We start from the raw sequence: 18,616 nt of genomic DNA on the forward strand, positions 1-18,616 counted from the left end.
ACATAATTGAATAAGGTATGTATGGGCGTTCATCATTTACTATATGTAGTGTTTCCCGAGGGTTCTCAGCCAAACTTGGCGAATCAGAATACGTATTTTGAAAGATATGGCTTTAAATTCCTTCCAAGTGGTTTCTCCTATTTCTTAGAGAAAAACACATTACGTGACAAAGAAAATGAAAATGTCGTTAGCTCAACCGAACAATTGGCAAAACTTCCACCTGAAATTAGCAATGGGCTGATTCAATATTGGGAGGGGCACGGCGGAGTTGGTTTTACCATCGGGTTTGTGCAAAACAACGCAAGGATAATTGGCGTCATTCAATTTCTAAATTCAGAAATTGAATTGATACATGATTATCTACGGGAAAGAAATGCAAGCCTAGCCAGCTTTATGTATGACTATTTTTCGCAAATGCATGCGGAGGTTATTCTCGGTGGTTCGAATGAGGAATTATTAATTTCAAGCGTAATTACATATATAAATTCAGACTTGCTCACATCAGCTAAAGGAGTTACATTTTTTGTAGCTAATGATGAATCAAAGTTTATGCCTGGTGTCGAAAATCAAAGGAGCACTTTGCTTTTTATCGATGGAAAAACGATTTACGCTAATTGGCCATTTTCAGAAAAATTAGACTGTGTCCACCATCCAATTATGGCTGGGCAGCTGCCCGGTGATTCTATATTTATTCCTTGAAGTAACCATATTATGAGTGGAACAATATTTATATCTGAACAAAAAAGTGTCACCATTAGCACAATTTCTTTCGACTATTTGCTTGAAAACATGAGGGATTTTTTTCAAGGAGATGATAAACGCTTCGCCGATGATATATATGAGCAGATGGACAAACAAGACTGCACATTTGTCTATTTAGATAAGCAGCAAAAAGAAGGATTTAACGCATTCGCTCGCTCAATGCTAAATATGTTCAAAGAACATAAAAGTGAGAAATTTTGTATATCGAGAAAAGCAACATGGGAAGAATTGATTGAATTGTTAAAAACAGATTCACGTTGCGACCCAAATATAAAGATGTTATTTAATGATTTACATTTTTAGCGAATATCGAGAACTTTGTGTAGACAGTTTTCGAGCTCGTGCGCGAGCAGCGTCGTGAGTGTCGTGGCGGTCGGGTAGCCATATGCGGTTACCCGCGCATGTCCCCGTAAGAATCATTCAGGGTCTTTCGATCCACACGGCTCAAGCCTCTCAAAGGCATCTTGCGACACTCGGTTACATAACTGCTTTTCTGGCACAGCTTCGATTTCTACGGCAATTGAGATGGTGCATCTGTAGATGGCTTGCAGCCCGCGTAGGTGCGAATAGATTCGCGTATTCGCAACGCATGGCAGTAGCAGTCATCTGCGCCCTTGAAGAATAATGTCATGTCGTGCCTGACGAAACATGGTGGATAAATGTCGGGCGTGTCAGACATGGTTTTGAAATGCTTATCGGCATTTTGACGTTCGACGTGCGTGCGAACCCGCGAAGCTATTCGCACCTATGCGGGCTATGAATATAATTGTTAAGGCCTTTAAAGCATAAACTTAGGTAATAATCATGTTTAAAATGCACGATATACATTATAAGTTCTTTAAAACCACGGTTAGCCGTGAGTTAAAAAGAGTGCTTACAGATGATGAAAGGGAGAGCGTTCCTTCGTTTTATTTGTTATCCGATCAAAATCACAAGGAAACGGCGGAATTGTTACGGATTTCTCCTATTTTGGCGTCATCGTATTTGTCATACATTCTCACTCCAGATCTTGCTTGTAATTCCCTTGAGTATGTATATGGCGTTTTACTTGGCAACACAAGTTTAGACGAATTTATTAACAGGCATTTAGATGATAAATAAACTGGAATACACTCGATGAACCTTGGGGGGCACAGATTTTTTGTGAGCATTGGGGGGCACGGCCCGCGTAGGTGCGAATAGCTCCGCGTATTCGCACGCATGGCAGTAGCAGTCATCTGCGCCCTTGAAAGACAATGTCGTGTCGTTTCTGACGAAACATGGTTGATAAATGTGCGGTGTGTCAGACATGGTCTTGAAATGCATATTGGAATTTTGACGCGCAACATGCGTGCGAATACGCGGACCTATTCGCACCTACGCGGGCTTACATCACACCGACAGCCGAATTCTCTGCAACAGACATAGACTGCGCGCAGACGCCCGTCGATGCATATGGTATGGCCAGAGCGGCTTCCTTGTATAAGGATAATAGTTAATGCTTACAAAGAATAAGTTGAGGTCTAATTATGCTTGATGTTCACTATGCAACGTTAAAAAAATCTGTAGATCAAAACCTAAAGAGAGTACTTACTGAAGAAGAAGAAGGTAGCGTATCTTCGCTCTGGCTATTGTCGGAACAAAATCACGAAGATCTGGAAAAATTGAAAAACTCTTCAATTGTGGCATGGGCATATTTGTCCTATATCCTCACGCCAGATATTTCTTCTTATGCCCGCGGTTATGTATATGACGTTTTGAGCGGGAAAATGCGTTTAGATGAATTTATTAACAATCTTGGAGATAACTAGACGTCATTACTAAAAGACGAGTAGCTAATGTTTGGCGTGCCTCCTTCCTATCGTATTTGCAGCCAAATTACCATCATGACTAGATTCCATACGTGAGATCGCCAGGCGACTGGACTGTGACGTCCCCCTTGATAAAAAATTTATTCCGATGTGCCGACTAAGGTGATCGTAAATGCTGCAAAAGATTAAATACCAGGGAAGTCATTATCATGGATGCAAAATACAATGTCTTAAAAAAAATTGTTAACCGACAATTAAAACGCGGCCTAACTGAAGATGACAAAGCGTGCGTTTCGTCTTTTTTATCGTTCACCAAACAAAACCATGATGAGATGTTAGCGCTTTTAAATGTGGCAAACATATTTTGGAAATAATAAACAATAGTCTAGATGGACTGAGCTTCTCCTTGCCAAATCCCGTGATCGAGAAAATTGATCCGATATCTGTTTGCCAAAGATTTCTTGGAGCCTGTAAAAATAACTGTGTAAGTTAGGCTCCGACCAAAATCAGCCATATATTACTTTTAAACCAGGAGTGCCAAAAAAATGAATGAGAATGTCAAGCTACTGAGTAAGCCGACAAATTTTGCTGTAGTACAGCTTTTAGAAAGAAAATATCCAGGTGTTGTATTTCAGGGAGATAGTTTACATAGCCTGGTCAAAAAATTACAAAGATTGCAATTATTATTAAATAGTAATTGTATTGAAGATCTAAATATTGAACTGGGTGAAATTTGTGAAGATATGGCTGCTGTGTTGACTGACTATGAATCGGTGTGTCGGGAACAAAAGATAGCGTTGCCCTACCCTAAATAGAAGAAGATAGATCTTGCCCTGTGCAGCGTTCAGTTAAACCAAATCATTCCGCCTGATCTGCATTTTTTGCAGAAAATGACGGATGTTTTGGTTCAGGTAAACACTAAATTGAACAGCCCGCGTAGGTGCGAAAGCTCTGCGTATTCGCACGCATGACAGTATCAGTCATCTGCGCCCTTGAAAAATAATGTCGTGTCGCTCCTGACGAAACATGGTTGATAAATGTGGGGCGTGTCAAACATGGCTTTGAAATGTTTATCGGCATTTTGACGTTCAATATGCGTGCGAATACGCAGAGCTATTCGCACCTACACCGGCTGGTGTAGTGTATGTTACCGATGCCAAATATCGCGGCCCAGGTGGAACCTATCCAACTTCCGTATCAAGCGAAATTCTTAAGAAATGGACTGAAGAAGTTAAATCAACCGTTGAAAGCTGGCCAGACAGTACTTTAAAGTACTCACATTTTAAATACGATTGATAACGGTAAAGTAAAACCTGAAATCTTTAAATGGTCCAAATAGGAAAAAAAATAATGGAATTGAATGAAGCCTTAAGTTTACAGCGATTAATGCCATTGTCACAAATTGGTGAAACCGCTGAGCCTATTTTTCCGGGTTTTTTTCGAGTTGGCATAAATATTTACGTTAGAACTCGAATTTCCAATAAAAATCTTGAAACTAATGATCCATTGGCTCCGTTTGTCACAGCCGTTTGCTGGGCTACTTCCCCAGCGGCTTTAAAGCGGGCGTTTTTGAATGATGAGTCATCTACTGATACTTTTTTTGCCCTCCCTCCAAAAGAAATATTGATTGGAACTTCAGGCTTATACGCAGAACTATTGGTTCAAATCCCAAAAAGTGAAAAGAAGACTTATGAAAGGGCAGAATATTCAAATAAAGGACTATTTCAGTACAAAGAGATTAATATTGACGGAATTAAATATATTTTCTTTGACAATAAAAATAATACAAATGAGTGTGTATCAATAATTGAATTTCCATTGAAATCTTTACGCTCCTGATGAGTGATAGAACTATCAAAAAGTCAAATGATTGGCGCTCAAATTGAGGGTGTAATTAATTTTGGGTTAATAAGGTTAAAATCTCTGGGAGAACCTCAGTATCATTCCGCATCGAACTTTGTAGAAACGCCATGGCATCCATAATTCGCTCCCCTACTCTCTCTGCGCAAACACGAAAACTCGCAACGCGCGCATCAAAAGAGAAAAATGCTCAAATCGGCACTGCTCCCGACACTGTTCCGCCAGTGGAACCCGCTAATGTTGGCGTTAACGTGCCCGGACAGGTTGAGGCGGTGGCTGCTTCGCCTGAGGTGGGCAGAAACATGAACGAACTCATTGAGCAAGCACGCAGTTCTGTCATGGCGCAAATAAAAGATGAGGCTGAGGCAGCGCGTGAATTGGGGCGTCAGCAAGGCTTGCGCGAAGGTCATCAAACGGGAATGCAGGAAGCGAAAGCTGAATTCAGGGTGCAATTTGCGCAAGTTAAATCCCTGTCAGAAAATTTGCAAAACGCGCTAGAAACCAATATTAAGGGCGTGGAAGATCTGGCTATTGCCATCGTATTTGAGTCTGTTTGCCAGATTCTGGGCAGTAGCGCCATGTCTCTGGATGGCGTGCAAGGCATGGTGCGCGAAGTGGCACGCAGAGTCAGTGTAAAAGAAAAACTCACTATCAGGATTAACCCCCTGGATTTTGACACGCTGCAACAGGGCGGCGCCCTGGATAGGATACTTCCATCACAAACAAGCGATGCAGTTACCTGGATGCCTGATAGCAACATTGCCTTGGGTGGGGTTATTCTTGAAACGGCTGTTGGTGATTTTGATGCCCGCCTTGACACGCAGGTAGAAAATTTGCGCACTACCCTGCTCAATGCCCGACGTTCTCTGGCGTCACAGTGATCGTTTTGGGCCCTGTGACCACTTCATATGGTTTTAACTGAATGACAACATGGTGGCTGGCATGCTGGTGAATACGCCCTTTGTACCTGCTCATTGGTGCAAAAATGACCCTATTTCAGTTGCCTGTCCCAATACTGGCCTGAGCTGGATATTTGCAGAAGAAACATGATGCATATCAAGACCATTTCTTGCGCCATCTGTCAGCATGGCGCACCTGCCTTGCAAGCTTGACCGCTACCCACCTGGGAAACCGCGGCAGCGGGCCTGCATTTGCTTATGCGCAAACTATATAAGCCTGATTTGTGGGAACTGCTAAATTGCCTTAAAATACAAGGCTTTGCAGCCCTGTGCCTATTTTTGCGCTGTGGCTGTGCCTAAATATTGAATTTTAGATTGGACTGTTATGACCCACGTTGTGACCGAATCCTGCATCCGCTGCCGCTATACTGATTGTGTGGATGTTTGCCCGGTGGACTGCTTCCGTGCTGGCCCGAATTTCCTGGTCATTGACCCGGATGAATGCATCGATTGCGCCGTTTGCGTCGCAGAATGCCCTGCCAACGCCATTTTTGCAGAAGAAGACGTGCCCGCAGACCAACAGCAATTCATCAAGATCAATGCTGATCTGACACGTAACTGGCCTTCGATTACCAAAACAGTCACGCCTTTGCCAGATGCCGATGACTGGAAAGATGTCAAAGATAAATTGCAGTATCTGCAAAAGTAAAGCAGAGCAGTAATACAGAGCAGCAGCTAACCAGCTCAAACAAACCGCAATATCAGGAATCATCCCGTCGTATGGAAAACAAACAAATTACCGCGGCTAACGCCGCCATTGAAGCAGATGCCGTCATCATAGGTGCGGGCCCGGTTGGCCTGTTCCAGGTGTTCGAATTAGGTTTACTTGAAATCAAGGCCCATGTCATTGATTCCCTGCCGGTGGTCGGCGGTCAGTGTGTTGAGCTGTATCCTGACAAACCGATTTATGACATCCCTGCCGTACCGGTCTGCACCGGCCAGGAACTGACAGACAATCTGTTGAAGCAGATAGAACCGTTTGAGCCAAGCTTCCATCTGGGTCAGGAAGTGACTTTGGTTGAACGCCGTGAAGATGGCCGCTTTGACCTGGAAACTTCGGCTGGCACCCGTTTCATCACCAAAACCATTTTCATTGCTGCTGGCGTTGGTTCCTTCCAGCCGCGTACTTTGAAAGTTGAAGGTATAGAAGCGTTTGAAAACAAACAGGTTTTCTACCGTGTCAAAGACCCTACCCAGTTCCATGGCAAAAATCTGGTGATCTGCGGTGGTGGTGACTCTGCCCTTGATTGGGCACTGAACCTGGTCGGCAAGGCTGAATCTGTCGTCGTGCTGCACCGCCGTGAAGATTTCCGCGCTGCGCCTGCCTCTGTCGCCAAGATGAAAGAACTGTGCGACAACTATGAGATGCAATTGACCATAGGCCAGGTTACAGGTATTGAGACCAAAGACGATCTGCTGTCTGAAATCAAGGTCACTGGTGCAGATGGCGTCACGCGCCGCATGCCACTGGACAACTTGCTGGTTTTCTTTGGCCTGTCACCAAAACTCGGCCCTATCGCCGAATGGGGTCTGGACATAGAGCGCAAGCAATTGAAGGTCGTGAATACTGAAAAATTCGAGACCAATGTGCCCGGCATTTTTGCGGTAGGTGATATCAATACTTACCCTGGCAAGAAAAAACTCATCCTGTCCGGCTTCCATGAAGCTGCACTGGCGGCTTTTGGTGCTGCACCGTATATTTTCCCTGAAAAGAAAATCCACATGCAGTACACCACGACGTCACCGAAGCTGCACAAGATTCTGGGTGTGGAAACACCGGTTTTCGATTAAATCGACGGCCAGCCAAACAAAAAGCGCAAAGAAATTCTTTGCGCTTTTTTGTTTTTAAGGATGGCGACCTGTCCGCAGTTGCGCATCGCTAAACAGTCAGATGCAGCCACATGCAGCCCCCTTCAATAACATGTCTTCAGTTTATCGGTACATAAGATTCTGATTCTCTGAACTTATGGGCAATCTGGTTGAATTCATCCGTGATCTGCAGGAAGGCTTCCAGGATGTCTGGATCAAAATGACTGCCATTCCCCTTGCGCATGATGCTGATGGCCTCCTCGTGGCTGAATGCGGGCTTATAGACGCGTTTGGAGATCAGGGCATCATAGACATCAGCCACCGCCATTAAACGCGCAGACAGCGGTATGGCATCGCCTGCCAGGTTTTCTGGATAGCCTGAGCCATCCCATTTTTCCTGATGCGAATAGGTAATCTCACGGGCAAACCGCAAGAATTCATTGCTTTCGCCCAGATAGGTTTCTACCGATATGATGGTTTCGCGGCCATAGGCGGTATGCAACTTCATTACTTCAAATTCTTCAGACGTGAGTTTGTCCGGTTTCAGCAAGATATTGTCTGGTATGCCGACCTTGCCGATATCATGCAAGGGTGCAGATTTATATAACAAATCTATATTTTCATCTGTCAAATCAGCATGAAAACGTGGATGACTCTGTAATTTGCGCGCCAGGGCGGCGACATAGTTCTGGGTGCGCCGGATATGGTTGCCTGTTTCATTATCGCGAGTTTCAGCCAGTGAAGCCATGGCCATGATGATGGCGTCCTGCATCTTGCCCAGCTTGCGGGTACGGTCCTGCACCAGGCTTTCCAGATGTTTGTTCTGGTCTTGCAGCAAATGGCGGGCACGCACCAGATTCAGCTGGGTTGCCACGCGCGCCAGGACGATGGGTGGGCTGATGGGCTTGCTGATGTAATCCACTGCCCCCAGTCGCAGGCCCATTTCTTCATCCTGCACCTGGCTCTTGGCGGTCAGGAAGATGATGGGGATATCCGCCGTAGCCGGGTCCGCCTTCAGGCGGCGGCAGGTTTCATAGCCATCCATTTCCGGCATCATGACGTCCAGCAGTATCAGGTCCGGCCCGGGCAGGCTGGATGCTATCTGCAAGGCTTTCAGGCCATTGGTGGCAATCTTTATTTTGTACTGGTCTTTCAGCAAACCCGACAGCAGGGAAATATTGTCGGGTGTATCGTCGACAATCAACACTACCTGCTTCGCATTATGGTCGAACATTTCATTCATGTTTTACCCCGATTGCTAGAACTGCTTCCAACGAAGCAGGTGACTCCGGATTGATTGATCAAATCAAAGTATTTCATACCCTAGATTTTTTGCGCTGTTACTCAATAAATTCAGTGCCAGGTCATAATCGAACTGCCTGACCGCCCGCATAATCTGCTTGTGCACGTCAACACCAAATGCATTGGCAATCATCTCTCCTGACTCTAACAGCAAGTCCACCGCCTCGCCATCGTAATCTCGCAACAAATTGCAACATTTCACCAATAGTTGCTGCATGACGTCATGGTCAACCGGTACCAGCTCAGTTGTTTTCACTTCCGTCTTATTGAGTGATTTTTCTTGCGTCAAAACCTGGTCAATCGCTGCAATAGTGGCATGCAGCCTGGCCTCGCAGTCATCCAGCACCGGCCCCAGCACCGCCAGGTCTACCTTCTCGTGCAACATCAACTCCAGCTCGGCAGCCAGTGACTGTATCTGTTTGGCACCGATCAGGCCGGCAACACCTTTCAGGGTATGCGCCAGGCGCTCTGCCAGCAAATTGTCGCGGCTGGCATAGGCCGTCCGCATCTGTTCCACCACCACGCGCTGGTCATCACAAAACCGCGACAGCAATTCCAGATAAAAAGCCCGGTTACCGAGCGTGCGGCTCAAACCTTCTTCAGTGTCTACGCCATCGATGTACAGAGTATTGCTGGCATCCTGCGCAGGCACTTGCACGGTATCAAAATTATTCCCGAACACATGGTCCTGGCACCAGTGGGATATGGCGTGATACAGCTCTTTGGGGTTGATGGGTTTGGCCAGATGCGCGTTCATGCCGGATGCAAAACAAAGCTCGCGCTCTTCCACCATGGCGTGCGCCGTCATGGCAACGATGGGCAACACATCAAAGCGTTTGTCGGCACGTATCAGTTTGGTCGCTTCATGCCCATCCATTTCTGGCATCTGCACATCCATGAACACCACACCATAATAATCAGGCCCGGCTTCGCGCAGGGTATTCACGGCTATCTTGCCGTTGTTGGCGACATCGACGGCAATACCTGCGGCTTCCATCAATTCCATGGCGATTTGCTGATTGATTTCATTGTCCTCTACCAACAGCACGCGTAAATCGTTGTACTTGGGTATCAGCACGCCATGCGCACTGGGGACGGCGTAACTGGTGCTGGAAAACAGTTCAACCATGCAATCAACCAGGGTCGATGCATTGACGGGCTTGGTCAGGAAGCCATCTGGTATCGCAATGTCGTCACGATAGCTGACTTCTTCCCTGCCATGCGCACTGACCAAGACCATCAGGGGTGTCGGTTGCAGCGAACCGTCGCGCTTCAAATAGGTAATCAATTCCAGCCCATCCATTTCCGGCATGCGCAGGTCGGTAAATATGATGCCATAGGGGCGTGTCAGATTACAGTCCCGTACTGCCTGCAAGGCAGCAGCGCCACTGGTGACGACGTCAATATCCACCGGCAGTTCTGACAATATCTCTTGCAAGATTTCTGCCGCGGCCAGATTATCATCCACGATCAGAATACGCATACCGTTGATCGCTGCGGGTATGACCTGGCGCTGGACGATAGGCTGGGCAATGCCAAACCAGCCGGTGAAATGTACGCAGGTGCCGACACCGGCTTCGCTGGTGAGGGCAATTTCTCCCCCCATCAGTTCGACCATGCCTTTGGAAATGGACAGCCCCAGACCGGTGCCGCCAAATTTGCGGGTGGTCGATTCATCTGCCTGACTGAACGGGCGGAACAATTTATCCGACTGCTCTTCAGTCATGCCGATGCCGGTATCACGCACTTCGAATTTGAGTTTCACCCGGCCATTCAGCATTTCCAGCAAGCGGCAGGTGACGAAGATTTCTCCCTGTTCGGTGAACTTGATGGCGTTATTGATGAGATTGATCAATACCTGGCCCAGGCGCAAAGGATCACCATTCAAATACCGTGGGATATCCGGCGGTGCGCGGAATAAAAATTCCAGGCCTTTTTCATCGGCTTTGTCGGTGGTCACGGCAGAGATATTATTGAGCACCTCATCCAGGTCAAAATCAACCTGTTCCATGCTTAATTTGCCGGCCTCGATCTTGGAAAAATCCAGGATGTCATTGATAATGCCCAGCAAGGAAATGCCGGCCTTGTGAATTTTATCGACATAGTCTTTTTGCTTGACATTCAAGTCTGTGCGCAAAGCCAGATGCGCCATGCCGATAATTGCATTCATGGGCGTACGGATTTCATGGCTCATATTGGCCAGAAACATGGACTTGGCTTCTGTCGTTTCTTCTGCGTGGCGACGTGCCATTTCTGCTTCTTTCAACTCATTCTGCATTTGCAGTGTTTGCAAACGCATCTGCTCTGCCATGCTTTCCTTGAGCTGTGATTCCAGCAACTTGCGCTGCGTGATATCGGATACAAACGACAGGGTGGCAGGCCGCCCTTCCCAATCGATCAGGACGGCAGAAAGCTCGGCCCAGATAATCGTTTTGGTGGTGTGATTCTGTATACGGAAATGGTAATACTGTTCCACACTTTCGCCGCGCAAACGCCGGGTATGGTGGTCTATCACCATCGGCCTGTCGTCTGGATAAATCGCCGTGATGAACGACAGTTGCGCCAGTTCTTCGGCACCATAGCCCGTCAGACTTTGTACGCGGGGGTTGGCAAATACGATACGGCCATCCTGCACGACCAGGATACCCTCGGTCACATTATTGATCAGTTGGCGATAATGCTGTTCGGATTTGCTGAGGTCTTCTTCCAACTGGCGCCGGGCAGAGATATCCATCACCACCCAGACGGTACCGTGCGCAAGATTGTCCTTGTCCACCGCACGGCCAGAAAAATGCACCCAGAACACGTCGCCATCACTGCGCCGCATTTTTAATTCAGTCTCGTAGGCTTCACCCCGCAAGACCGATTGATTGACGGCAGCGCCTGACTCCAGATAGGATTCGCGCGACTCGTAGAAAGGTTCCAGCGATGCGCCCAGCACTTTGTCCCGCTCGACACCGAAGATTTGGCACAGCGGCGTATTCACCCATTGAACCCGGCCCTGATTGTTGAGGAAGACCATGCCAACGATAGAATTTTCCAGCACGGTTTCGCGCTCGGCCAGCATGCGCTTGAGTTCATCTTCAAGCTGTCGTCTTTCGACCATGGACCGTTCAGCCATGCGCCGGGCCAGCTCAGCTTCTTTCAGTTCATTGCGGATGTGCAGGGTCTGTACATGCACACGGGTAGCCAGGCCCTGGGCCTTGGCGAACAAATCAAGATAGCGTTTTTGTTCGTTGTAGGCTTCTTTCCAGTCTTCCATCTCGTTGAAGATTTCTGACAGTTCCTTGATGGCACGCAGCGGCATGTAGATATAGCCATTGCCACCGACTTCATTGACGGCATGCCGCAAATCACGAATGGCTTCCGGGTAACGTTTGTGCCGCCTGTGCAAATGCCCGCTGACCCACCAGCTGTACGGCTTCAGATGCTTGTCTTCAAAACTGCTGAGCAAAGCCATGGCTGTTTCGCTGAGCTTGTCTGCTTCATCCAGTTGACCGCGCATGGCCAGCGTATAGGCGGCTACCGACAGGCAAAAGGTGCGGCTGGCGGTGTCAGAATTATGACCGGTCTGGATATCGCCTATGTAGCAGGCGATGGTCTGGTATGCCTCTTCATACTTGTCCAGCGATACCTTGCACAAGGCCAGCATGGTGGACACGAAAGGAGCCAGCCAGCGTTCACTGGAATGGATGGCGATATCCCTGGCTTCCTGCAACAAGACCTCGGCATCTTCCGCATTACCGCTGACGTAGAAAATTTCACCCAGATTGGCCGTTACCTGCGCCACCCGGTTGGGGATCTGCAGGCTGCGCGCATCATTCAGGGCAGTGTAAAAATGACGGATGGCTTCTTCGGTATAGCCCAATTCCTGCGACAGGATGCCCAGCATGTTGTACACCACAATCGAAATGCGGCTGGCACGCATGCGCAAGGCAGGCACGATGCGCGCATGGCACAGGGCATAGGCATCCTGCACATTGCCACGCCTGCGCCAGACGGCAATCGTGCCGAATAATGCGAATGCCATGCCTTCATGCTCATCGACTGATTCAAACAGGGTGGCGGCGCGTTCAAAGACGGGTGCCGCCTGTTCCAGGCGATCATCAAAATAATCGGCAAAGGCATCGATCAGATCAGCCGCAATCAATGATGCGGGGCTGCTTCTCATGCTTTCCTGGCGGCGCATCTCGGCCGCCATTTTACGACCATCCGCAGGAACATCACGCATCAGGTCCAGCGCATCAAGACAACGTTCGCGCCAGTGGATTTCTGTTAGAGAACTATCTTTACTCATTCTGCTCAGCTCTTCAGAAAAAATTGATGCCATCTAAAATTGGAGGAGACCGGGCATTTTGCCAGGCTCGATAGTGTCATTTACCTGCCCAAACTCCCAATGCGGCCAAAAGTATCAAGCGCAGTAAATACAGGGCGATATGACATTGTATTTGTATATCTGCAAGACAAACTCATTATCTGCATCTTTTTCCCTATATGTGTCGCTTCATTGGCATCTGCGCATCGGCATCAGCCTGGAAATTAATCCTGTTGATGACACAGCCTGGCTTGCCAGCCGGTGTTGTCATCAATGCGTCATCGGTGCGTCATCAATGCCGCGGTCATCGACGCACTCAATGAACGCCACACGATTGCTGACGGCGCAAATTCCTTCCAGCATCCTCACCCTATTTCCCTGCTGTTTTGAAAAAATAACTTGGATTTCAACTTTTCCACAAGGAATTATTGTACATAGATCAATAATTTAACACTAATTCACAACATCAAGATAGGCAACTCCTTTGGCGGGCCACAAATTTTTAAAACTGGTTTATGATGCATTGCAACAGTTTGACTTAAGTGTTTTTTCTCAGCCACCGTATTTCAGCGACAGCGAACCCTGTGGCAAGAAATGATCGATGGCACCCTATTCGAAAGATTCACTATGCTTTATCAATTTCATGAGCTCAATCGAGCATTTCTGAACCCACTGACGCAGTGGGCAGAAGCATCATCCAAACTGTTTACCAACCCGGTGTCGCCACTGGCACACACGCCCTATGCGCAGAGAATTGCAGCTGGCTATGAATTGCTGTTCCGCCTGGGTAAAGATTACGAAAAACCGGAATTCGGCATTACCTCCACCACCATAGATGGTCAGGAAGTCGAAATTGCGCAAAGCACAGCGGTCATCAAACCTTTCTGCAAATTACTGCACTTCAAGAAAGCCTTGAGCGACAAGGAAATCACCAAGCTCAAACAGCCCAAGGTATTGCTGGTAGCGCCACTGTCAGGCCATCACTCGACACTTTTGCGCGACACTGTACGCGGCCTGCTGCCCCACCATGATGTGTATATCACCGACTGGACAGACGCACGCATGGTGCCCCTGTCTGCCGGGCCTTTCCATCTGCATGACTATATCTATTACGTCCAGGATTTCATCCGCTTTCTGGGTGTGGGCACGCATGTCATTTCCGTCTGCCAGCCAACCGTCCCGGTACTGGCCGCGATTTCATTGATGGCAACGGCGAAAGACCCGATGCTGCCTAAGACCATGACGATGATGGGTGGCCCGATTGATCCGCGCAAATCACCGACCCAGGTCAATAATCTGGCGACAGAGAAAAAATTCTCCTGGTTTGAAAATACCGTGATTTACAGCGTCCCGGCCAATTACCCTGGCTATGGCCGCAAGGTCTATCCTGGCTTCCTGCAGCATACCGGCTTCGTCGCCATGAACCCGGATCGCCATGCACAAAGCCACTGGGATTACTATCAGCACCTGATTCAGGGGGATGATGAATCGGCAGAGCAGCATCGCAAATTTTACAATGAATACAATGCCGTTCTGGACATGCCCGCAGAATACTATCTGGAAACTATCAAAACGGTGTTCCAGGAATTCCGCCTGCCAACCGGCACATGGGAAGTGGAAGGCAAGCTGGTCAGGCCACAGGACATCAAGACTGTTGCACTGTTCACGGTAGAGGGTGAGCTGGATGATATTTCTGGCGCTGGCCAAACCCAGGCTGCGCATGATTTATGCAGCAGCATACCGGCCAACATGAAACAGGATTATGTGGCACCAGGTGCTGGTCACTATGGTATTTTCTCGGGCCGCCGCTGGCGCGATATCATCTGCCCGAAAATTGGCGAATTCATCAAGGATCATTCCTGATCGCAGCACGCATCCATAGCAAGCAAAGCCACTGTCTGTAAAGCCAGTGGCTTTTTTGTTTGTCGACATTTGTTTGTCGACATACAGCTTTCGGCGGATAATCACGGCTCTCCCCGTTTTTTTGTGATGCCCGTGCCACTCCTCTCCCTTGCCGATCAGTTAGAAAATGCATTGCCGCAAACCCAGTGCACAAAATGCGGGTATCCGGCCTGCCGCCCGTATGCAGAAGCCATTGCCGATGGCACGGCCAATTACAATCAATGCCCACCGGGCGGGCAAGAAGGCATGCAGCGCCTGGCACATATTCTGGGGAAACCCCTGCTACCGCTGGACAGCAGCCATGGCCGCGAGCGCGAACGCCCGGTCGCAGTGATAGAAGAAGCCTACTGCATAGGCTGTACGCTATGCATACAGGCCTGCCCGGTAGATGCCATCATCGGTGCACCCAAGCAAATGCATACCATTATCCCGGCATTGTGCACAGGTTGTGACCTGTGCGTGGCACCCTGCCCGGTCGATTGCATCAGCATGCTGCCGGTGACACCAGGAAAAACCGGCTGGGACGCCTGGAGTGAAGACCTGGCCAGCCAGGCACGCCAGCAATTCCATCTCCGGCAACAGCGCCTGTTGAGGGAAAAACAGGAAAATGACGAACGGCTAACAGCCAAGGCCACCGCCAAACTGCTTGCGCTGGAAGCAGAACCGGCTCTGAGCGCAGAAGAAATCGCCAGCAAGGAACGCAAAAAGGCCATCATCGCTGCCGCCATCGAAAGAGCGCGCCTGAAAAAATTGCAAACCGACTCCGAGGACAATAAAGAATGAATGCGGTTAAACGTCACGCCATTTTCACCCGCCTGCAGCAGCAAAATCCGCATCCGACCACCGAACTGGAATACACCACGCCGTTTGAATTGCTGATCGCCGTCCTGCTGTCAGCGCAGGCAACCGATGTCTCGGTCAACAAGGCCACGCGGCGGCTGTACCCGGTCGCCAACACACCTGCCAAGATACATGCACTGGGCGTGGATGGTCTGATCCCGTATATACAGACGATAGGCCTGTTCCGCACCAAGGCCAAGAACGTGATCGAGACTTGCCGCCTACTGATGGCCGAACATCATGGTGAAGTTCCACGCCAGCGCGAAGCACTGGAAGCGCTGCCAGGCGTAGGCAGAAAAACTGCTAACGTGGTGATGAATACGGCTTTTGGCGAACCTACCATTGCGGTCGATACGCATATTTTCCGCGTGTCCAATCGCACCGGCATTGCGCCTGGCAAAAATGTGGATATTGTCGAAGAAAAATTACTGAAGTTTGTTCCCGCAGAATTCAAACAGGATGCCCATCACTGGTTGATTTTGCATGGGCGTTATACCTGCATCGCCAGAAAACCCAAGTGCTGGAATTGCATGATCGCCGATCTGTGTGAATTCAAGCAAAAAACACCCGTGCCCGACACCGTTTGAAGCACCCGTGAAACAAGTACACGGTGAAGAGTCCCCTTGCGGGACTCTTCACCAGATAAGATGATCAGACTATCTTGCAAGCCTCATCAAAAGCCAGGCGCGGTGAACGCGGGAACAATTGTTGTGCATCGCCATAGCCCAGGTTGCAAATGAAGTTGGCCTTGACGCTGGTGCCGGCAAAAAAGCTGGCATTCAGTTTGTCGGCATCAAAACCTGACATGGGGCCACAATCCAGGCCTGCTGCGCGTGCTGCCAGCATCAGGTATGCCCCCTGCAACGATGAATTGCGGAAAGCCGCATCATCGATCATAGGCTGGTTACCCACGAACCATGAACGCGCATCTGCATGAGGAAACAGTTGTGGCAATTTTTCATAAAATTCCATGTCCATGCCGATGATGGCAGTCACGGGCGCTGCTCTGGTTTTTTCCAGATTGCCTGGGGATACACAAGCCAGCAGTTTTTCTTTTTCTGCCGCCGACTTTACAAAAATGACACGCGCAGGAGAACAGTTGGCAGAAGTGGCACCCCACTTCATCAAATCATAAATGTCTTGCAACTGTGCGTCAGTGACAGCTTTGTTCAGCCAGGCATTGTGGGTACGGGCATTGGTGAACAGTTGATCCAGTGATTCTTTGCTAAGCATGGGATTTCCTTTCAAATAATGCGTGGATCATAACCGAAGTAGCCAAAAGCTTCAGGGCAGCAAAATAAAATACCTTTTACAATAGTGGCACTTACTATTTCGGACCTGTTCATGTTCACCCCCAGCCAGCACGATGTACGCCGTTTTTTTTGTGAAACCTTTCGTAAAAGCCGTGAAAGCCTGGTGCTGACACCACTGGAAATCATTGCTGCCGACTGGATCAGCCAGCACCCGGAATATACCGAAGCTCTGAGTGACGTCGAAGCGGCCCTGGAAACCAATTACAGCGTTGACCAGGGACAAACCAATCCCTTCCTGCATCTGTCCATGCATTTGTCGATTGCCGAACAAATCTCGGTGGACCAGCCACCCGGCATCAGGCAGGCGTTTCAGATACTGGCCAGAAGAAACAATTCCGAACATGAAGCCCATCATGAAATCATGGAATGCCTGGGCGAAATGATATGGAACTCACAAAGAACCGGCCTGCCACCGGATGGGCAGGCGTATATCGATGCGCTGAAAAAGCGCTGCAGCTAAGCGCCTATCCGACATCCCGCAAGCAAACAGGCTCGGGTAAAACCGGGAGCAAATAAAAAAAGCGAAGCATCAGCTTCGCTTTTTTCATGTCTGTACAGCAGAATTACTTCAACTGATCATTCAGCAATTGCAGGATTTTCTCTGCAACAGCAGAAGTATCGACCTTGCCGTCATTGCCATGTACCGATACATGACTGACTTCGCCATTCGGTGCATTCTTCACAAGAATACGGTATTTCTGTGCATTCTTGGCTGCATCGCTGGAAGAACCGAACGAGAACAATTTGGAGAAGAAGCCTTCGCTGGCACCTTTGGTTTTGGCATCGATGTCCTGATCAATGTAACGGACAAAATACAGGCCTTGCGAGCGATCCCGGTCTTCCACTGTAAAGCCGATGCGATCCAGTGCCAGACCAACCCTGCGCCATGAGCGATCAAAGGCTTCATCCACTTCCACGTAAGTGGAGCCATCTGCCTTCAGCAATTTAGCATGGGCAACGGCTGGCGTGCCTGGTGCCGCTGCCGCTACTGCGACTTTGGCTTTTTCACCATCCGAACCCAGACGCACCATCAGGCGCGACAGGAATTCAGCTTCCAGGCCCGGGTCAGCTGGACGCGGCGTCCACACTGTACTTTCTTTTTGTGAGCCAACCAGCACCTCTTGCGCGCCGCGATGGCTGATGTAGATTTCTACTTCACCATTCGCACCACGTTCGATACGGGTACGGAATTTATCACGCTCACCGGTTGAATACAGGGAATCCAATACTTTGCCCAGCGTATTACGGATAATATCCTGAGGAATTTTTGCGCGGTTTTCAGCCCAGTCGGTTTCCATTACACCGGTTTCCTGGTTTTCCACATTGATGAGGAAACCCAGCTCTTGCCAAAAATCCTTCAACTGTGGCCACAGGGCTTCAGGTGTATCCTTGACCACCAGCCAGCGCGTCGTACCGTTGCGCTCTATGCGCATGTTTTGTACTTGTTTGACAGCAACGGCACCACTACCTGCACTGGCAGCGGCCTTGTTGCCTCTTTCCAGGTTGTAGCCGGATGCTGTTGCACTACTCTTATTGGCTTCAGGGATAGAAAAACGGTTATCACGACGAATCTGGGTCAAATCTGGCGGCACCTCCAGGGATGCAGCCGTTGCCTTACTGGCACTTCTGTAATCAATGCGATTCGGTTCAAGGATGTTGCTGATTGAACTACAGCCAGTCAAACCTACCAGCGCAACCGCGCCGATGATCCCGTTTTTAGCAACAAAGCTTTTTGCCATGTGAAAGTCCCTACGAATTATTATC

At 48.8% G+C, this 18,616-nt stretch carries 17 protein-coding genes; 13 read left to right on the forward strand and 4 right to left on the reverse strand.

The features are described 5' to 3' along the window. The first annotated feature begins 21 nt into the window (after positions 1–21). The 9 genes from ACO0LM_RS15910 (at position 22) to ACO0LM_RS15950 (ending at position 7,162) form a co-directional block, all read left to right on the forward strand. The gene (locus ACO0LM_RS15910; protein ID WP_423038253.1) at positions 22–699 is read left to right on the forward strand and encodes a hypothetical protein; all 678 of its coding nucleotides are present in this window, start codon (positions 22–24) and stop codon (positions 697–699) included. A gap of 12 nt (positions 700–711) precedes the next feature. Then, the gene (locus ACO0LM_RS15915) at positions 712–1,065 is read left to right on the forward strand and encodes a hypothetical protein (RefSeq protein ID WP_423038254.1); all 354 of its coding nucleotides are present in this window, start codon (positions 712–714) and stop codon (positions 1,063–1,065) included. A gap of 501 nt (positions 1,066–1,566) precedes the next feature. Further along, complete coding sequence (locus tag ACO0LM_RS15920) at positions 1,567–1,863, forward strand: hypothetical protein (RefSeq protein ID WP_423038255.1); 297 nt, start codon at positions 1,567–1,569, stop codon at positions 1,861–1,863. Positions 1,864–2,270: 407 nt separating this feature from the next. Further along, the gene (locus tag ACO0LM_RS15925) at positions 2,271–2,552 is read left to right on the forward strand and encodes a hypothetical protein (RefSeq protein WP_423038256.1); all 282 of its coding nucleotides are present in this window, start codon (positions 2,271–2,273) and stop codon (positions 2,550–2,552) included. A gap of 545 nt (positions 2,553–3,097) precedes the next feature. Further along, positions 3,098–3,367, forward strand: coding sequence for a DUF6959 family protein (locus ACO0LM_RS15930; RefSeq protein ID WP_423038257.1), 270 nt, complete (start codon positions 3,098–3,100; stop codon positions 3,365–3,367). 535 nt (positions 3,368–3,902) lie between these two features. Then, positions 3,903–4,391 carry a hypothetical protein gene (locus ACO0LM_RS15935; RefSeq protein WP_423038258.1) on the forward strand — a complete coding sequence of 163 codons (489 nt, stop codon included), beginning with the start codon at positions 3,903–3,905 and terminating at the stop codon, positions 4,389–4,391. Between the two features lie 323 nt (positions 4,392–4,714). After that, positions 4,715–5,293, forward strand: a complete 579-nt coding sequence (locus ACO0LM_RS15940) for a FliH/SctL family protein (RefSeq protein ID WP_423038259.1) — start codon at positions 4,715–4,717, stop codon at positions 5,291–5,293. Between the two features lie 403 nt (positions 5,294–5,696). Then, positions 5,697–6,020 carry a ferredoxin FdxA gene (gene fdxA / locus ACO0LM_RS15945; RefSeq protein ID WP_422987633.1) on the forward strand — a complete coding sequence of 108 codons (324 nt, stop codon included), beginning with the start codon at positions 5,697–5,699 and terminating at the stop codon, positions 6,018–6,020. Between the two features lie 71 nt (positions 6,021–6,091). After that, the gene (locus tag ACO0LM_RS15950; protein ID WP_423038260.1) at positions 6,092–7,162 is read left to right on the forward strand and encodes an NAD(P)/FAD-dependent oxidoreductase; all 1,071 of its coding nucleotides are present in this window, start codon (positions 6,092–6,094) and stop codon (positions 7,160–7,162) included. 136 nt (positions 7,163–7,298) lie between these two features. Here ACO0LM_RS15950 and ACO0LM_RS15955 read toward each other — a convergent pair whose 3' ends face one another. After that, positions 7,299–8,423 (reverse strand): response regulator, encoded by a 1,125-nt coding sequence (locus ACO0LM_RS15955; RefSeq protein ID WP_422987631.1) that lies wholly within the window; start codon positions 8,421–8,423, stop codon positions 7,299–7,301. A 63-nt stretch (positions 8,424–8,486) separates the two neighbouring features. Beyond that, on the reverse strand, positions 8,487–12,779 hold the full coding sequence (locus ACO0LM_RS15960; protein WP_423038261.1) for a response regulator: 4,293 nt from the start codon (positions 12,777–12,779) through the stop codon (positions 8,487–8,489). Between the two features lie 645 nt (positions 12,780–13,424). Between ACO0LM_RS15960 and ACO0LM_RS15965 the strand changes: the two genes are divergently transcribed. From ACO0LM_RS15965 to nth, 3 genes are all read left to right on the forward strand, one after another. Further along, on the forward strand, positions 13,425–14,660 hold the full coding sequence (locus tag ACO0LM_RS15965; RefSeq protein ID WP_423038262.1) for a polyhydroxyalkanoate depolymerase: 1,236 nt from the start codon (positions 13,425–13,427) through the stop codon (positions 14,658–14,660). Between the two features lie 126 nt (positions 14,661–14,786). Then, positions 14,787–15,482 carry an electron transport complex subunit RsxB gene (rsxB, locus tag ACO0LM_RS15970; RefSeq protein WP_423038263.1) on the forward strand — a complete coding sequence of 232 codons (696 nt, stop codon included), beginning with the start codon at positions 14,787–14,789 and terminating at the stop codon, positions 15,480–15,482. Beyond that, positions 15,479–16,126, forward strand: coding sequence for an endonuclease III (gene nth, locus ACO0LM_RS15975; RefSeq protein WP_423038264.1), 648 nt, complete (start codon positions 15,479–15,481; stop codon positions 16,124–16,126). Before rsxB ends, nth begins: the two co-directional genes overlap by 4 nt. A 64-nt stretch (positions 16,127–16,190) precedes the next feature. On the opposite strand, the gene ACO0LM_RS15980 is transcribed toward nth, so the two are convergent. Continuing rightward, positions 16,191–16,772: a malonic semialdehyde reductase gene (locus tag ACO0LM_RS15980; RefSeq protein ID WP_423038265.1), complete on the reverse strand. Its 582-nt coding sequence runs from the start codon at positions 16,770–16,772 to the stop codon at positions 16,191–16,193. Between the two features lie 111 nt (positions 16,773–16,883). Here ACO0LM_RS15980 and ACO0LM_RS15985 point away from each other — a divergent pair, with 111 nt between their 5' ends. Next, complete coding sequence (locus ACO0LM_RS15985; RefSeq protein ID WP_423038266.1) at positions 16,884–17,312, forward strand: DUF1841 family protein; 429 nt, start codon at positions 16,884–16,886, stop codon at positions 17,310–17,312. A 103-nt stretch (positions 17,313–17,415) separates the two neighbouring features. Here ACO0LM_RS15985 and bamC read toward each other — a convergent pair whose 3' ends face one another. Then, entirely contained in the window at positions 17,416–18,591 is a 1,176-nt protein-coding gene (gene bamC / locus ACO0LM_RS15990; protein ID WP_423038267.1) for an outer membrane protein assembly factor BamC, read from the reverse strand. Positions 18,592–18,616 lie beyond the last annotated feature (25 nt).

Source organism: Undibacterium sp. Di26W (genome assembly GCF_049340265.1).
Lineage (GTDB): Bacteria > Pseudomonadota > Gammaproteobacteria > Burkholderiales > Burkholderiaceae_D > Undibacterium.

Coding starts and splice junctions, on each gene's coding strand:
- ACO0LM_RS15910 (WP_423038253.1), top strand. CDS start 22: ATGGGCGTTCATCATTTACTATATGTAGTGTTTCCCGAGGGTTCTCAG.
- ACO0LM_RS15915 (WP_423038254.1), top strand. CDS start 712: ATGAGTGGAACAATATTTATATCTGAACAAAAAAGTGTCACCATTAGC.
- ACO0LM_RS15920 (WP_423038255.1), top strand. CDS start 1,567: ATGTTTAAAATGCACGATATACATTATAAGTTCTTTAAAACCACGGTT.
- ACO0LM_RS15925 (WP_423038256.1), top strand. CDS start 2,271: ATGCTTGATGTTCACTATGCAACGTTAAAAAAATCTGTAGATCAAAAC.
- ACO0LM_RS15930 (WP_423038257.1), top strand. CDS start 3,098: ATGAATGAGAATGTCAAGCTACTGAGTAAGCCGACAAATTTTGCTGTA.
- ACO0LM_RS15935 (WP_423038258.1), top strand. CDS start 3,903: ATGGAATTGAATGAAGCCTTAAGTTTACAGCGATTAATGCCATTGTCA.
- ACO0LM_RS15940 (WP_423038259.1), top strand. CDS start 4,715: ATGAACGAACTCATTGAGCAAGCACGCAGTTCTGTCATGGCGCAAATA.
- fdxA (WP_422987633.1), top strand. CDS start 5,697: ATGACCCACGTTGTGACCGAATCCTGCATCCGCTGCCGCTATACTGAT.
- ACO0LM_RS15950 (WP_423038260.1), top strand. CDS start 6,092: ATGGAAAACAAACAAATTACCGCGGCTAACGCCGCCATTGAAGCAGAT.
- ACO0LM_RS15955 (WP_422987631.1), bottom strand. CDS start 8,423: ATGAATGAAATGTTCGACCATAATGCGAAGCAGGTAGTGTTGATTGTC.
- ACO0LM_RS15960 (WP_423038261.1), bottom strand. CDS start 12,779: ATGAGTAAAGATAGTTCTCTAACAGAAATCCACTGGCGCGAACGTTGT.
- ACO0LM_RS15965 (WP_423038262.1), top strand. CDS start 13,425: ATGCTTTATCAATTTCATGAGCTCAATCGAGCATTTCTGAACCCACTG.
- rsxB (WP_423038263.1), top strand. CDS start 14,787: ATGCCCGTGCCACTCCTCTCCCTTGCCGATCAGTTAGAAAATGCATTG.
- nth (WP_423038264.1), top strand. CDS start 15,479: ATGAATGCGGTTAAACGTCACGCCATTTTCACCCGCCTGCAGCAGCAA.
- ACO0LM_RS15980 (WP_423038265.1), bottom strand. CDS start 16,772: ATGCTTAGCAAAGAATCACTGGATCAACTGTTCACCAATGCCCGTACC.
- ACO0LM_RS15985 (WP_423038266.1), top strand. CDS start 16,884: ATGTTCACCCCCAGCCAGCACGATGTACGCCGTTTTTTTTGTGAAACC.
- bamC (WP_423038267.1), bottom strand. CDS start 18,591: ATGGCAAAAAGCTTTGTTGCTAAAAACGGGATCATCGGCGCGGTTGCG.